Genomic DNA, 16,152 nt, shown 5'->3' on the forward strand with positions numbered 1-16,152 from the left:
ACCTTACAAAAAACTAACCTCTATAAACTATGAGCGGCGCTCATAGCTTTTATTCCATCCTATAACGACGCTTTGATGATTTCTTGACTCAAAACTAAATTTCTAACACTCTGTAATAACGTTATTTCATTAAACCTTACTTTTGTAGTAGAAAAGATTAACTGTGTTTAAACTTGCTCATAATGGCAATGTACTACTCGATACGCGTAAGTCTGCACCCGCCAGTGCTACTTTTATCATTGAAGCAATTGAACAATCGCCTTACAGCGAGTGTGAAATCGATCATGACGCCATAAATAACTATTTTAACAGTCCGACACCTGAACGAATCTTAGTTGTTGCAACACGCCACGATGCAACCTTAAGCGTTGAGATCAGTGATGATAAAATGCTAGCCACCGGCACGCTCACTCTCGCCAAAGGTGGTGCAACACTCAGCTTTGATGAAGCTAAAAAAGAATTAGTTAAAGCGCATGTTGCTAGAGGTTATAAACAAGCATTTTTAGAGCAGCTCTTACAAAAGAAATTTGAACTTCTACCTGGATCTCTAGTTAGCGGGGCCACTTCACTTGCTAAGGGACGTTTACCTACTGACGGCCAAGATAGCAAATTTAAAGCCATGGTTAAAACCTTAAAAGACCGCCTTAAAGCACTCAAATTAAAAGAAGATGGTAGTGTTGATATGCGTGATTTTGGTAAATTAGCAAGTGTAAAACCGGGTGAATTACTAATCCAGCAGCAACCTGCTACTCCTGGTCAAGAAGGGTTTACCGTAATAGGTAATGTTTTACTAGCTAAACCCGGACAAGTTCATGCCTTAATTGTAGGAGAGTGTACTGAAATATCCAAAAAAATCCAATGGAATTACTTTCTACTATTGCTGGCGTGCCTGTAGAAATAAATAACGGCATGCGTGCTGATGATATTTTTACTATCAACTATGTCTCTGTAAAACAGGTCATATAGCCTTTGAAGGCAGTGTGATAGTCAGTAGTAGTGTAGAACCTGAGATGCGGATTAATGTAACTGGCGACATCACCGTTTTTGCCGCTGTCGAATCTGGCGAATTAACCACCGGTGGCGATATAGTTGTAAAACAAAAACTTATTAGTCACCAAAAACCTGAAGATAAATCGCTGTCTTGCAGAATAATTTGCGCAGGCTATGTGCATGCCTCACACTCTCAATATTGCTACACTGAAGCTGATAACATATTGCTTGACCGCCAAGCCAGCCATAGCTCAATGAAAGCAAAAAATATAATTCAAATTGGTCAATCAGAACTACCTAAAGGAAAGCTATTTGGGGGTGAAGTGTTAGATGCTACTAAATTAATTGCTGGAGAGATTGGTAATGAATCAGGAACTAAAATGGCAATCAATTTAGCCGCTTCAGCCACTCAAATGACCAAAGATATTGATAAGTCTTTTAGTGAATTAACAGCTGCAAATGAACAGGTTGATAGTTTACAAGCCGCATTAGAAAAGCAGACTTGATTAAAGATGCAGATAAAAAAGAGAACTCATGAACAAAATTGGTTCCACGCAGCTACATCATAGTCAACAAGCTGAACAACTAGAAAAGCAGGTGGCGAGTTTAGAACTAGAACTTAATACCTTGCTTGATGAAGCCATTCTAACCGTAAATACCGTTTTACATTCTGGGGTGGAAATCCATATCTTCAACAAACTGCTTAAAACAACCCGTAACTTTCCACCAAGCAGTGTCAAGTTAGAAAATAATAAAATAGAAATTGAATTTAAAACTTAATTATAAGGGGCTGTTAGTAACAGCCCCTTATTCTTTATTGTAAACCATATACATTTTCATAGGTTTGCGCTGGCCACACACCTACCTGCACTTGCCCTATGTGTTGTTTTTGTAATTAACATGTCATAGTGCCCACAGCGATGGAGAGCCACATAACAAAGTACTTTTAATGTTTTTAATCGGGTACATTGCGCTCTGAGGTAGTCGATGCGTTCTTTTGTCCGTGGGTTTCGAGATGCTCAACCCACGCTACGGTGTCTGGTTGTTCACTGTACAACATAAACGTCCGGCGATCTCCACCTAGATATTGATGTTCCAAAGCAATAATCGTTCGATGTCTGGCTCAGGCTGACAAAGCTCATCGAGGCAATGCATGATTTAATCAAATGGCGTTAAGGCGTTGGATTTCGCAGTTTCTATGATGCTGTATAGGTGGGCGCTTGCTATCACGCCGCGTGAGGTTTGGCTAAACATCCAGTTCTTACGGCCAATAAAAAACGGTTTGATAGCGCGCTCGGCGCGGTTATTGTCGATATTAAGCTGACCATTCTCAAGATAAACCATAAGTTTATGCCATTGATTGGCGAGATAGGTTGCTACCTCTGCTAATTTGGTTTTCCCGACTAAACGAGGCTGGTTTTGCGCTAACCATTTGCAGCTTGTCGATAATAGGTTTAGCTTGTTCTTGTCTTATTTCATGCTTTTGTTCTGGTGTTTTATCGTTGAGTTTTGATTCAATGCCGTACAGTTTTTGAATAAGACTCAAGACCACGTAGGTTTTGCCTGTCTTGTTTTACCCTGCACGTGCTTTACTTCAATAAATTTACGACGTGCATGGGCCCAGCAACCAACCAATGTTGATTGCGTTTATACATACGCTCGATAACCATAAACCTGTAAATACCCCGAATAGCCATCCAGATAATTAACCACGCAGGAAGCTGCTGCCCGACTGTTTTGATAGTCGTAAAGCACGATGTTTGGTACTGCGTTGTGTCTATTTATAGTCGATGGCGAATCCGAGCCGGTACAATATAGCCACATGTAACTTTTTACTTTGTCGGTGTTAACCACATTGACCGCCTTTTCATCGGTATGTATCGCGGGTTGTTTAAGTAACGCGTGTTTCAGACACTGTATCAGCGGTTCAAACAAGATAGCGGATTTGAGTACCCAGTCACTCATGCTTTTACAACTAAGCTCAATACCGTATTGCTTGAATATCGACTCTTGTCTGCGCACTGGCAGTGCATATTGATATTTGCTGGTGATGATTTGACCTATCAAACTGGACGTGACTATGCCTTTCTTGATGCGCATGTTTGGTATCTTAGCTTGTTTAATACTGTAATTCGACCCTGACTTATCATATTCACGACACGCGTACTTTGGGCGAATATACTCAATGACTTTTACCTTTGCGGGTACGAAGTCAAGCTTTTCGCTGACGTCTTCACTCATTTTATGCAACTCATTACCACAGCAGTTGCACAATTTCCCTTCTTCGGCAATGTCATGAATAACTTGCTCACGGGGTAAGTCTTTTGGTAATGGTTTGCGAGTGCAGCTAATCTCTTGCGTAGCAAGCTCATCAAGTTGCTCAATGATGTCTTCGGCTTCATTGAACAATTCACCTTGTGCGTCAAAGCCTTCGGTACTTTTACCAAATTGTTTTTATTGCGCTAGCCGGAATTGTTCCTCTAGATACCTGTTTCTCGCAGTCGCTTGTGCTAATTTCTCAGCGTGCTCTGCCAGCAGCGCCGGATCGTCTGGTAGACGGTTAACATCAATATTCATCCTTCTATTTTATAATATTTTTTTCCGTAAACTAGCTAATACGATGGTTGATATTGATCTCGCGACGATCTAAATAATGGTAGCGTTTTCGATGTTAATTTGTTGATGCCCTATGACATCATACCGAGATAATAACCAATGTAATTGTTGCTCGGTTAAACTCATTGTGTCGGCGCTGAGGTTTTTCGGCCATTTGAATTTGTGCTTATCGAGGCGTTTATACCATAAGGCAAAGCCTGTGTTATCCCAATACAATATCTTCAGCTTATCCGGCTTTTATTACAAAAAACAAACACGGCACTGGATAGTACTGACAGTTCGAGTTCACTTTCAACAATGGCCGCTAAGACATTAATGGATTTTCTGAAGTCGACAAACTGATTGCAAAGGTACACGTCAGGCACATCAATAAACATGTTCATGCTTGCAGCGCCTTTATTAAATTAGCCACCCATGTAGGCAAGATCACGAACTTTACCTTGACTTAAAAGTATGATCTTATACTCCTTTTTTAAGGAGCATCCCCATGCCTAACATTAAGCTATTTAAATATTTCGAATCAATCGACGACCCTCACCAACAAGGTAAAGTTGTTCATAAACTATTTGATATCATATTCTTAGCTGTTAGCGCTGTTGTATCAGGCTGTCAGGGCAGGGAAGAGATTGAAGATTTTGGCCATGATAGACTAGATTGGCTCAGAAAATATGTTCTTCTTGAACAAGGGATCCCTCGCCATGACACAATTGCTCGTGTAATGAGCCGTATTGACATGACGCAATTCCAAGATTCCTTTTCTTCTTGGATGAAAGCCTGCTCCAAATTAACTCAAGGCGGTGTAGTTGCTATTGACGGTAAACGATTGAAAGGTTCATTAAATCAATCTGATAGACGCGATGCACTTTATATGATCAGTGCATTTGCATGCGAAAATGGTGTTGTTTTGGCACAATGCCCTGTTGATAAAAAGTCGAATGAAATAAAAGCGTTGCCAGAGCTGCTTGAATTATTAGAGATAAAAGGCTGCTTAGTAACGATTGACGCTATGGGATGTCAAAAATCAATTGCAAAAAAATAGTTGGTAAAGAAGCCGATTACTTACTTGCTGTAAAAGCAAACCATAAAAGGCTACTGTCACAAATAGAAGATGTGTTATTACCTGAGGTAGCACGACAAGCATCTGATGGGCTCTTGTTTAACGAAGCCGATTATCAAAAAATAGAGAAGAATTTTGGTGCTGTGCAGTGAGCCATAACGTGAGCGGTTTATCAGAAACGATACACTGGGAAGGTGTGTAAACAGTGGGTGTTATTGTTTCTTATAGAAAAGAAAAAGGTAAATTAAGCAATGAGTTATGCTATAGATACTATATTAGTTCAGCGGAAGAACTCGCGAGAGGAGCACGACAACATTGGCAAATAGAAAATGGATTACATTGGCGTTTAGATGTAGGATTTAAAGAAGATGAGTGTCGAATTAGGCGCAAAGGTGCAGCACCTGTATTTGCGGGGCTGAGACACATCGCATTTGATCAGCTAAAAGCAGAAAAAGCTATGCGCAGTACAGCCTACCTTGAAAAGGTATTGAACGCATAGACCTTTTTCATGCTCTTGCCCTGCCATGTAGGCTCAGATGAAGTTGGTATAGTTAAATGCGTTTCACCATGTGATAACGTGATTGAGGCGTTCACTTTATGAGGAATGGCTTTGCTTTGCACTTTAACCAATTTAGGTGCTTTTGCAGCGTCTTGTAACTTAGACCGATATTTATAAAAGTTTGAAATGGGTAACGTGTTTTCTTTACAAAATGCGACAATAGATAAGTCGCTGGTTTGTTGCTGATCAATCTGATGGGTGTTGGTATCAGTGTGTGTTAATTGCGCGTATTTCACTTTTCTGCAGACGTAAAAAAGCCCGACTATTTCTAGTCGGGCTCTCTACAATTTGAAGCCTGGTAATGTCCTACTTTCACATAGCAAATGCTACACTATCATCGGCGCTGTTTCGTTTCACTACTGAGTTCGGCATGGAGTCAGGTGGGTCCAAAACGCTATTGTCACCAAGCAAATTTGGGCGTTAATACGTATTTCTGCGCACTAACTGAATTTGGAAAATATCTGATAATATTTTTTAAGTCTTTCTTTAAGTAATATCTACTTTAGTTATATTAACTTCTTCGCGTGTTTCACTATCACATAAAACGCGTTTGGCGTTGTATGGTTAAGCCTCACGGGTAATTAGTACAAGTTAGCTTAATGGCTCACACCACTTCCACATCTTGCCTATCAACGTTGTAGTCTTCAACGGCCCTTCAGAGACTTTAAAAGTCTAGTGAGAACTCATCTCGAGGCCTGCTTCGCGCTTAGATGCTTTCAGCGCTTATCAGTTCCGAACGTAGCTACCGGGCAATGCCATTGGCATGACAACCCGAACACCAGCGGTTCGTTCACTCCGGTCCTCTCGTACTAGGAGCAACCCCTCTCAATTCTCAAACGCCCACGGCAGATAGGGACCGAACTGTCTCACGACGTTCTAAACCCAGCTCGCGTACCACTTTAAATGGCGAACAGCCATACCCTTGGGACCGACTTCAGCCCCAGGATGTGATGAGCCGACATCGAGGTGCCAAACACCGCCGTCGATATGAACTCTTGGGCGGTATCAGCCTGTTATCCCCGGAGTACCTTTTATCCGTTGAGCGATGGCCCTTCCATTCAGAACCACCGGATCACTATGACCTACTTTCGTACCTGCTCGACGTGTCTGTCTCGCAGTTAAGCTGGCTTCTACCATTACACTAACCGTACGATGTCCGACCGTACTTAGCCAACCTTCGTGCTCCTCCGTTACTCTTTAGGAGGAGACCGCCCCAGTCAAACTACCCACCAGGCACTGTCCGTAACCCCGATTCAGGGGCCAACGTTAGAACATCAAAACTACAAGGGTGGTATTTCAAGGTTGACTCCACAACAACTAGCGTCGCTGCTTCAAAGTCTCCCACCTATCCTACACATGTAGGTTCAATGTTCAGTGCCAAGCTGTAGTAAAGGTTCACGGGGTCTTTCCGTCTAGCCGCGGGTACACAGCATCTTCACTGCGATTTCAATTTCACTGAGTCTCGGGTGGAGACAGCGTGGCCATGGTTACACCATTCGTGCAGGTCGGAACTTACCCGACAAGGAATTTCGCTACCTTAGGACCGTTATAGTTACGGCCGCCGTTTACCGGGGCTTCGATCAAGAGCTTCTCCCTAAGGATAACCCCATCAATTAACCTTCCGGCACCGGGCAGGTGTCACACCGTATACGTCATCTTGCGATTTTGCACAGTGCTGTGTTTTTAATAAACAGTCCCAGCCACCTGGTCACTGCGGCTCCCGTCCGCTTAGAGAGCAAGTCTCATCACAGATAGGAGCGTACCTTCTCCCGAAGTTACGGTACGATTTTGCCTAGTTCCTTCACCCGAGTTCTCTCAAGCGCCTTAGTATTCTCTACCTGACCACCTGTGTCGGTTTGGGGTACGATTCCATATAATCTGAAGCTTAGAGGCTTTTCCTGGAAGTATGGCATCAGCAACTTCATCACCGTAGTGACTCGTCTCGTGTCTCAGGTTTAGTGTTCGTCCGGATTTACCTAAACAAACGCCCTACTCACTTTCACATAGACTACCAACGCTATGCTTGCTTAGCCTGCTCCGTCCCCCCATCGCAATTATATCGAGTACAGAAATATTAATCTGTTTCCCATCGACTACGCCTTTCGGCCTCGCCTTAGGGGTCGACTTACCCTACCCTGATTAACATGGGATAGGAACCCTTGGTCTTCCGGCGTGGGAGTTTTTCACTCCCATTATCGTTACTCATGTCAGCATTCGCACTTCTGATACGTCCAGCATACCTCCCGGTACACCTTCAACCGCTTACAGAACGCTCCCCTACCACTCAGAATAAATTCTGAATCCGCAGCTTCGGTGCATAGTTTAGCCCCGTTACATCTTCCGCGCAGACCGACTCGACCAGTGAGCTATTACGCTTTCTTTAAAGGATGGCTGCTTCTAAGCCAACCTCCTGGCTGTCTGGGCCTTTCCACATCGTTTCCCACTTAACTATGACTTTGGGACCTTAGCTGGCGGTCTGGGTTGTTTCCCTCTTCACGACGGACGTTAGCACCCGCCGTGTGTCTCCCGGATATTACTTTACGGTATTCGGAGTTTGCAAAGGGTTGGTAAGTCGGGATGACCCCCTAGCCTTAACAGTGCTCTACCCCCGTAAGTATTCGTCCGAGGCTCTACCTAAATAGATTTCGGGGAGAACCAGCTATCTCCCGGTTTGATTAGCCTTTCACTCCTAGCCACAGGTCATCCCCTAACTTTTCAACGTTAGTGGGTTCGGTCCTCCAGTTGATGTTACTCAACCTTCAACCTGCCCATGGCTAGATCACCGGGTTTCGGGTCTATACCTTGCAACTAGTCGCCCAGTTAAGACTCGGTTTCCCTACGGCTACCCTATTCGGTTAACCTCGCTACAAAATATAAGTCGCTGACCCATTATACAAAAGGTACGCAGTCACCCAACAAGTGGGCTCCTACTGCTTGTACGTACACGGTTTCAGGTTCTATTTCACTCCCCTCACAGGGGTTCTTTTCGCCTTTCCCTCACGGTACTGGTTCACTATCGGTCAGTTGGGAGTATTTAGCCTTAGATGATGGTCCACCTATATTCAGTCAAAGTTTCACGTGCTCCGACCTACTCGATTTCACTTAAAATGTCTTTTCATGTACGGGACTATCACCCTGTATCGTGGCGCTTTCCAGCAGCCTTCCATTAACACATAATAAGCTTAAGGGCTGTTCCGATTTCGCTCGCCGCTACTTTCGGAATCTCGGTTGATTTCTTTTCCTACGGGTACTTAGATGTTTCAGTTCTCCGCGTTCGCCTCGTTAACCTATGTATTCAGTTAACGATACCTGCAAGCAGGTGGGTTTCCCCATTCGGAAATCCTAGTCTCAAGCGCTTTTTACTAGCTTGACTAGGCTTATCGCAAGTTAATACGTCCTTCATCGCCTCCAACTGCCAAGGCATCCACCGTGTACGCTTAGTCACTTAACCATACAACCCAAACGGGTCTTTGTTTTGTGACAGTTTAACTTCGCCAGAAGTCAATATTGAATACTAAAGTAGATACCAATCAATCAACTCATAAGAGTTAATTAAATGGCACTCAATGGTACTGCTACCATTGTTTTTTTACTTTTGAAAACTCTTGATAAATACAATGTATCTATCAGAATTTTATTATCAGCTTTTCCAAATTTTTAAAGAGCATATTAATTAGCTATCCCAAAGGGACAAGCACTAATTAACAATCATCTGTGTGGACACTACGAACAAATAAGTTCTAAATCGTATAAGGAGGTGATCCAGCCCCAGGTTCCCCTAGGGCTACCTTGTTACGACTTCACCCCAGTCATGAATCACTCCGTGGTAAACGTCCTCCCGAGGGTTAGACTATCTACTTCTGGAGCAACCCACTCCCATGGTGTGACGGGCGGTGTGTACAAGGCCCGGGAACGTATTCACCGCGTCATTCTGATACGCGATTACTAGCGATTCCGACTTCATGGAGTCGAGTTGCAGACTCCAATCCGGACTACGACGCACTTTAAGTGATTCGCTTACCTTCGCAGGTTCGCAGCACTCTGTATGCGCCATTGTAGCACGTGTGTAGCCCTACACGTAAGGGCCATGATGACTTGACGTCGTCCCCACCTTCCTCCGGTTTATCACCGGCAGTCTCCTTAGAGTTCTCAGCATTACCTGCTAGCAACTAAGGATAGGGGTTGCGCTCGTTGCGGGACTTAACCCAACATCTCACAACACGAGCTGACGACAGCCATGCAGCACCTGTATCAGAGCTCCCGAAGGCACCAAACCATCTCTGGTAAGTTCTCTGTATGTCAAGTGTAGGTAAGGTTCTTCGCGTTGCATCGAATTAAACCACATGCTCCACCGCTTGTGCGGGCCCCCGTCAATTCATTTGAGTTTTAACCTTGCGGCCGTACTCCCCAGGCGGTCTACTTAATGCGTTAGCTTTGAAAAACAGAACCGAGGCTCCGAGCTTCTAGTAGACATCGTTTACGGCGTGGACTACCGGGGTATCTAATCCCGTTTGCTCCCCACGCTTTCGTACATGAGCGTCAGTGTTGACCCAGGTGGCTGCCTTCGCCATCGGTATTCCTTCAGATCTCTACGCATTTCACCGCTACACCTGAAATTCTACCACCCTCTATCACACTCTAGTTTGCCAGTTCGAAATGCAGTTCCCAGGTTGAGCCCGGGGCTTTCACATCTCGCTTAACAAACCGCCTGCGTACGCTTTACGCCCAGTAATTCCGATTAACGCTCGCACCCTCCGTATTACCGCGGCTGCTGGCACGGAGTTAGCCGGTGCTTCTTCTGTCAGTAACGTCACAGCTAGCAGGTATTAACTACTAACCTTTCCTCCTGACTGAAAGTGCTTTACAACCCGAAGGCCTTCTTCACACACGCGGCATGGCTGCATCAGGCTTGCGCCCATTGTGCAATATTCCCCACTGCTGCCTCCCGTAGGAGTCTGGGCCGTGTCTCAGTCCCAGTGTGGCTGATCATCCTCTCAAACCAGCTAGGGATCGTCGCCTTGGTGAGCCATTACCTCACCAACTAGCTAATCCCACTTGGGCCAATCTAAAGGCGAGAGCCGAAGCCCCCTTTGGTCCGTAGACATTATGCGGTATTAGCAGTCGTTTCCAACTGTTGTCCCCCACCTCAAGGCATGTTCCCAAGCATTACTCACCCGTCCGCCGCTCGTCAGCAAAGTAGCAAGCTACTTTCTGTTACCGCTCGACTTGCATGTGTTAGGCCTGCCGCCAGCGTTCAATCTGAGCCATGATCAAACTCTTCAATTAAAAAGTTTTATGTCTTTCGACAGCTCAATGAATTCTGAATTTATTTTAATATCTTTCGATATTGAATTGACTGTGCCGAAACAACTTATAAATAAGTTACTTCTGTTGGTCACTCAGTTTTCAATTGAGACTCTAATTTGTTTGCCTTACTTAGCGAACTAAGCTTGGCTGTTAGAACTCAATCTGTACGAGTGCCCACACAGATGATTGCTTTATATTGTTAAAGAACGTTGCGGTTAAAGTTAAACTTTATCTCGCTAGGGCTGCGCATACTACGCTTTCCTATTTTTTTGTCAATACTTAATTTTGGTAAACGTATATTTATCAACACTAAGTTTTACTTAACACCCTGAGTAGTTCGTGCCTCGCCATGCGTTGTCCGCTGCGCGTCGCCATATCCCATCTCAGTGGGGTGCATTATAGGGAGATCCGAAAACAGATCAACCCTTTTTTGAAGAAAACTTGAAATAATGTGCTGTTCGCTGAGTATTTGAGCTAAACAGGCTAAAAACAGAACATAACTAGCAAGTTATTAACAACTAAACGCGTTTTAACTCACCTTATATTAAAAATAGAGTTAAGCGATCTTCATATAAAGGCTTATACCCCAGATGATCAACACGATCGTTAATGAAAGTGTTACGGCTGCAGATCCCATATCTTTAGCTCTACCTGACAATACATGTAATTCTGTACTTACCCGATCCGTTAATGCCTCGATGGCAGAATTTAGTAATTCAACTATTAGTATAATAAGCAATGAGCTTACTAGAACTGCCCAATGTAATAGTGATGAGGCAAGCCAAAATGAGATAGGGAATAATATAAGGCTTAGGAGTAGCTCTTGTCTAAATGCAGCTTCTTCTTTAAATGCAGCTTTAAAGCCAAGGTAGGAGCAATAACTTGCTTTAAAAACACGCTTAAGGCCTAAGCCATTTGGTTTTAATACATCTTTCATTAATAAACTCTATAAATGAAGGTCAAAATAAAGCCCCGCACTGCGAGGCTTTTTATTTATGCTACGCCGTATTGATCACGGTACGCTTTAACTGAGGCTAAATGCTCGTCCATCGTTCCTTGGTTTTCAAGGTAACTAATAAGATCTGCTAATTTTACAATAGAGATTACTTGGGTATTAAAGTCGCGTTCAACTTCTTGAATAGCTGATAACTCGGCTTTACCTTTTTCTTGACGATCTAATGCTATTAATACACCACTAAGATCTGCGCCATTTTGTGCAATAATTTCCATTGACTCACGAATCGCAGTACCTGCAGTTATTACATCGTCCACCAGCATTATTTTGCCGTTGAGTTCTGAACCTACTAATGTGCCACCTTCACCGTGTGCTTTTTTCTCTTTGCGGTTAAAGCAGTACGGTACATCTTTATCATGGTGATCAGCTAATGCAACAGCTGTTGTTGTCGCTATTGGGATGCCTTTATAGGCAGGTCCAAATAATACATCGTACTCTATTGCTGAATCTTCTAATGCCGATGCATAAAAACGACCTAAACGCGCTAAGTCACGACCTGTATTAAACAAACCGGCATTAAAAAAGTACGGACTTGTACGGCCTGACTTTAAAGTAAACTCACCAAATTTTAATACCTGCTTCTCTAGAGCAAATTCTATAAACTCTTTTTGATAATTTTTCATATCGAGTGGCCTACCTATTTATGCTAATGCTTGCTTTTGTACGTCAATAATTTCGCGGATAGAATGTTTAGCTAGAGTAAGTAACTCATCTAGCTCATCAAACGAGAAAGGTTCGCCTTCGGCTGTACCTTGAATTTCAATAATTTTACCTGTTTCGGTTAAAATTACATTCATATCAGTCTCAGCAGCTGAATCTTCAATGTATTCTAAATCGCTAATTGCTTGGCCTTTGTAAATACCAACTGAAATAGCTGCAATCATATGTTTAAGTGGGTTTGAATTAATCATACCTTTTGCACGCATATGCGTTAACGCATCAACAAGTGCAACACAGGCACCACTTATAGAAGCTGTACGTGTACCGCCGTCGGCTTGAATAACATCACAATCAATAGTAATTGTGTTTTCGCCAAGTGCTTTTAAGTCAACAGCCGCACGAAGTGCACGTGCAATTAAGCGTTGAATTTCCATAGTACGACCGCCCTGCTTACCACGTGCAGCTTCACGAGCATTACGTGTATGCGTTGCTCGCGGTAACATACCGTATTCAGCGTTGATCCAACCCTTACCTTGGCCTTTCATGAAACGAGGAACGCCCGATTCAACTGTAGCTGTACAAAGTACTTTGGTGTTACCAAACTCAACAAGTACTGAACCTTCAGCATGCAGAGTATAATTACGTGTAAATGTAACAGGTCTAATTTGGTTAGGTGTTCTTTCGCTTGGACGCATTGACGATCCCCTTAATTCAGAATTTGCGACATTATAAGTGTATGTGGGTGTAGATACCATGCTGATTTAAATAAATAGCTGTATGTAAAACATTCAGTGCTTTAAATTTTCCCTAGAGCTTAAGCAGTGTTACGATATAATCATCGTAATATTGTATTTATAAATTTAGGAAATCATCCATGATCCACAGTATGACAGCTTATGCGCGTCGCGAAATAAAAGGCGATTGGGGCACTGGCACTTGGGAAGTTCGTTCTGTTAACCAGCGTTACCTTGAAACATTTATTCGCGCACCAGAGCAATTTCGTGGCATGGAGCCAGTTATTCGTGAGCGTTTACGCAAACACTTACAACGCGGTAAAGTTGAAGTTTTTTTAAAATTTGTTGCAAACCCTGCCCACGTTGGCGAGCTATCAATTAACCAAGCCCTTGCTGAGCAACTTATAAATAGCGCTAAATGGGTTCAACAGCAAAGTAATGGCGACATTAACCCTGTTGATATATTGCGTTGGCCTGGTGTTATGGAAGCTGAAGAACTTGATATGGATAGCGTTAATACAGCACTAATTGCTGGTCTTGATCAAGTAATCGAAGATTTTAAATCAGCTCGTGGCGATGAAGGTGCAAACCTTGAAGAAATGATAGCAATCCGCCTTGATGCGATTTTAGAGCAAGTAGAAATTGTAGAAACGCATATGCCTGAGATTGCTAAGTGGCAGCGTGAAAAACTGGCTCAAAAATTAGAAGACTTAACAGCAAACATTGACGAATCGCGCCTTGAACAAGAACTTATTTACCTTGCGCAAAAACAAGACGTGGCTGAAGAATTAGATCGCTTAAAGTCTCACGTTAAAGAAACTAAAAAAATCCTTAAAAAAGGAGGCGCATGTGGCCGCCGCTTAGATTTTATGATGCAAGAATTTAATCGTGAAGCTAACACGCTAGCGTCTAAGTCTATCAACAGCGACATCACTACTGCAGCCGTAGAGCTAAAAGTACTAATTGAACAAATGCGAGAGCAGATCCAAAACATAGAATAGCGTTTTAGCCTGTTTCAACTTGTTTATAACTCATTAATAAGCCTAGATTTTTCTAGGCTTTTTGTTTTCTACCGTTCATACTAGCCCCCTATTGTACGTGTCCAAGTGGTTACCAAAGTGGTTACCAAACCGCTTGGTAACCACTTTTTATAATCCTTGGTAACCATTTTTGATGTAACTCAATGAATGTAAAAGAAATCAAAGCAAATATTAAGAGCTGTAAAACGCTTAGGTTTAGTGTTGGTGACAGCCTTTATATAAAGCCTAGCAAAGATAAAAAAAGCGGTGCTTGGGAGCTTCGATATACTATCAATAATAAACGCCACTTTATGACTCTAAAAGGTAGCAACTTTCCAGACAAGACATTATCTGACGCTCGAATTGAAGCAGCCTTGATAAATAAAAAAATTAAGAATGGTATAGACCCACTTGCCGAAAGAGTAAGACAGGGACAAGAAACTATCATAACAATGAACGACCTATTTAATGACTGGTTTAAAGATAAAAGTAAGGAAGTAAAAAATCCTCACTTGCTCGAAAGACAATATACTAAAGATATAAAACCATACATTGGTAAGCTCAAAATTGATGATGTAAATGCACGTGATATTAGGGCTATCATAAAAGAAGTTGTAAATGATGGGCGTCCCTCTATATCTACAAAGTGCTTAAACCTATGTAAAAACCTATTTAAACATGCACAAAAACTTGATCTCACAAAGTCAAACCCTGCTGCAGCTTTTAGTCAGAATGACGCTGGAGGGCAAACCAAAAGTAGAAAAAGAGCATTAAGCCTGCAAGAAATTGAAAGTACATTTGATGTACTCAGAGAGAATTCGACTGTTTTTACCAGAGATAACTATTTAGCAATGGTATTACTTCTTGTATTTGGTAACCGTAAAACCGAGGTTACTCAAGCAAAGTGGGAAGAATTTGATTTTAATGAAAAGATTTGGAATTTAGGCACAAGAAATAAAAAAGAAGTTTATATTCAGATTCCTATTGCTGACGAAGTCATACCCATATTTGAAGAGTTGAAAAGAAAATCGTGTGGCTCCGAATACGTATTCCCAGCAAGAAAAGTTAGCAAAGATGGTCATATGTGCGAAAACACTTTGAATCATGCCTTAGCTAAAATGTTTGGCAAAAGTATTAGCAAGAAATCATACCCTAACCTACTTGAGCCTAAAGGCATTAAGCACTTTACTATTCATGATTTAAGACGAACATGTCGTAGCTTATTCGCTGAACTTGGTTATGAAGGAAACGATGTAACACGTTATCTAAATCATACTATTAGTGGTGTTGCTGGTATTTACAACAGATATGATTACTTGGATGAGCGAAGAAAGCTTGCAAGTGTAATGGCAAATCAAATACTTCCTAGAGCTAAGATATCAATGGTATCTGAAGGAATTAATCTAAATGAATAAATTTAAATTATTTCCAAAATGTATACCGCGAGAAGGTTTAAAGATTCAATCACAGCCATTTTTGGTACATGTTCAAGAGCTTGGAGAGATTGATGACGATGATATTAATTATGCTCAGTTAGAAGAAATAGCTTCACCTGTAGGTATTGATAAGCCCAATTTAATAATATCTTCTATAAATAACTTACCAAAAGATGAGTTTGGCCAAGATATTATGCTATTAGAGAAAGAATCGATTAAACGTAAAGCGATGCTGGTGGAAGACACTCTAAGGGCACTTCCAGACAAGTCTAGCGTAGATTACAAATTTTGGCTTAATAAGCTAATGCACGAAATGTTTACGCTTGGATCACAAGTGCAAGAGCATAATGACTTTGTAGAACATTTGTATGCCTTAAGAGCCACAGAAAAACATTCTAAAGACCGAACAGTAGCAGGTGAATCCTCACCTAAAAAGTATCAGCCTTTTATTGATCTTATCAATGTAATAGTCAGTGACATAAAGCTACACACACATATGTCTAAATGTAGTAGAGCGAATTTAGCAACGGCAATTGATGCTCTATTTTCTATAAATACTATTTATCCTCCTTCACACAAAACGATTAAAACATATATTAACGATGCGTATGGCTCTACTGCTAAAAAAGGTCGAAAGTCTAGTTCAGCTCCCTCCCTTAAGGAAGTTGAAGAGTGGGTAAAAACTAACTATAAAAATAAAATTCATTTAAAATCATAATATTAAAAACTTTAATAAGCCCTTATCAAGCTAAGGGCTTA

General features: G+C 42.0%; 10 protein-coding genes, 3 rRNA genes and 3 pseudogenes. 7 read left to right on the forward strand and 9 right to left on the reverse strand.

The features are described from left to right. The first annotated feature begins 163 nt into the window (after positions 1 to 163). Positions 164 to 1,770: pseudogene (locus LOS73_RS20010) on the forward strand (DUF342 domain-containing protein). A 300-nt stretch (positions 1,771 to 2,070) separates the two neighbouring features. Here the strand turns inward: LOS73_RS20010 and tnpC are convergent. Both tnpC and tnpB read right to left on the reverse strand, forming a co-directional pair. Further along, a pseudogene (tnpC, locus tag LOS73_RS20015) lies at positions 2,071 to 3,567 on the reverse strand (IS66 family transposase). Positions 3,568 to 3,636: 69 nt separating this feature from the next. Next, positions 3,637 to 3,989, reverse strand: a pseudogene (tnpB, locus tag LOS73_RS20020) (IS66 family insertion sequence element accessory protein TnpB). Between the two features lie 104 nt (positions 3,990 to 4,093). Between tnpB and LOS73_RS20025 the strand changes: the two are divergent. The 3 genes from LOS73_RS20025 to LOS73_RS20035 are packed head-to-tail and all read left to right on the forward strand — an operon-like array spanning position 4,094 to position 5,162. Beyond that, positions 4,094 to 4,645, forward strand: coding sequence for an ISAs1 family transposase (locus tag LOS73_RS20025; RefSeq protein ID WP_457934205.1), 552 nt, complete (start codon positions 4,094 to 4,096; stop codon positions 4,643 to 4,645). Next, positions 4,618 to 4,815 carry a hypothetical protein gene (locus LOS73_RS20030; protein WP_050484111.1) on the forward strand — a complete coding sequence of 66 codons (198 nt, stop codon included), beginning with the start codon at positions 4,618 to 4,620 and terminating at the stop codon, positions 4,813 to 4,815. The genes LOS73_RS20025 and LOS73_RS20030 overlap by 28 nt, the downstream gene beginning before the upstream one ends. A 53-nt stretch (positions 4,816 to 4,868) precedes the next feature. Further along, complete coding sequence (locus LOS73_RS20035) at positions 4,869 to 5,162, forward strand: ISAs1 family transposase (RefSeq protein WP_337150634.1); 294 nt, start codon at positions 4,869 to 4,871, stop codon at positions 5,160 to 5,162. Here LOS73_RS20035 and tnpA read toward each other — a convergent pair. The 7 genes from tnpA to rph all read right to left on the reverse strand — a co-directional run bounded on the left by tnpA (position 5,135) and on the right by rph (position 12,899). Then, positions 5,135 to 5,458: an IS66 family insertion sequence element accessory protein TnpA gene (gene tnpA, locus LOS73_RS20040; RefSeq protein WP_337150633.1), complete on the reverse strand. Its 324-nt coding sequence runs from the start codon at positions 5,456 to 5,458 to the stop codon at positions 5,135 to 5,137. The two genes, LOS73_RS20035 and tnpA, sit on opposite strands and share 28 nt — an antisense overlap. 57 nt (positions 5,459 to 5,515) lie before the next feature. After that, a 5S ribosomal RNA gene (rrf, locus tag LOS73_RS20045) occupies positions 5,516 to 5,630 on the reverse strand. Positions 5,631 to 5,782: 152 nt separating this feature from the next. After that, positions 5,783 to 8,673, reverse strand: a 23S ribosomal RNA gene (locus tag LOS73_RS20050). 299 nt (positions 8,674 to 8,972) lie between these two features. Then, positions 8,973 to 10,508 (reverse strand): 16S ribosomal RNA (locus tag LOS73_RS20055). Together the 16S, 23S and 5S rRNA genes form the textbook arrangement of a ribosomal RNA operon. A gap of 577 nt (positions 10,509 to 11,085) precedes the next feature. Continuing rightward, complete coding sequence (locus LOS73_RS20060) at positions 11,086 to 11,466, reverse strand: diacylglycerol kinase (protein WP_033029967.1); 381 nt, start codon at positions 11,464 to 11,466, stop codon at positions 11,086 to 11,088. A gap of 56 nt (positions 11,467 to 11,522) precedes the next feature. After that, positions 11,523 to 12,167: an orotate phosphoribosyltransferase gene (gene pyrE / locus LOS73_RS20065; RefSeq protein WP_033029970.1), complete on the reverse strand. Its 645-nt coding sequence runs from the start codon at positions 12,165 to 12,167 to the stop codon at positions 11,523 to 11,525. An 18-nt stretch (positions 12,168 to 12,185) separates the two neighbouring features. Further along, positions 12,186 to 12,899 (reverse strand): ribonuclease PH, encoded by a 714-nt coding sequence (gene rph, locus LOS73_RS20070; RefSeq protein ID WP_002958890.1) that lies wholly within the window; start codon positions 12,897 to 12,899, stop codon positions 12,186 to 12,188. 179 nt (positions 12,900 to 13,078) lie between these two features. On the opposite strand from rph, the gene LOS73_RS20075 reads away from it, so the two are divergent. The 3 genes from LOS73_RS20075 to LOS73_RS20085 all read left to right on the forward strand — a co-directional run bounded on the left by LOS73_RS20075 (position 13,079) and on the right by LOS73_RS20085 (position 16,111). Next, positions 13,079 to 13,939, forward strand: coding sequence for a YicC/YloC family endoribonuclease (locus LOS73_RS20075; RefSeq protein WP_002958889.1), 861 nt, complete (start codon positions 13,079 to 13,081; stop codon positions 13,937 to 13,939). Positions 13,940 to 14,121: 182 nt separating this feature from the next. Then, the gene (locus LOS73_RS20080; protein ID WP_457934206.1) at positions 14,122 to 15,372 is read left to right on the forward strand and encodes a tyrosine-type recombinase/integrase; all 1,251 of its coding nucleotides are present in this window, start codon (positions 14,122 to 14,124) and stop codon (positions 15,370 to 15,372) included. Continuing rightward, entirely contained in the window at positions 15,365 to 16,111 is a 747-nt protein-coding gene (locus LOS73_RS20085; protein ID WP_457934207.1) for a hypothetical protein, read from the forward strand. The genes LOS73_RS20080 and LOS73_RS20085 overlap by 8 nt, the downstream gene beginning before the upstream one ends. The last annotated feature ends 41 nt before the right edge of the window (positions 16,112 to 16,152 follow it).

Source organism: Pseudoalteromonas sp. SCSIO 43210, assembly GCF_054133285.1.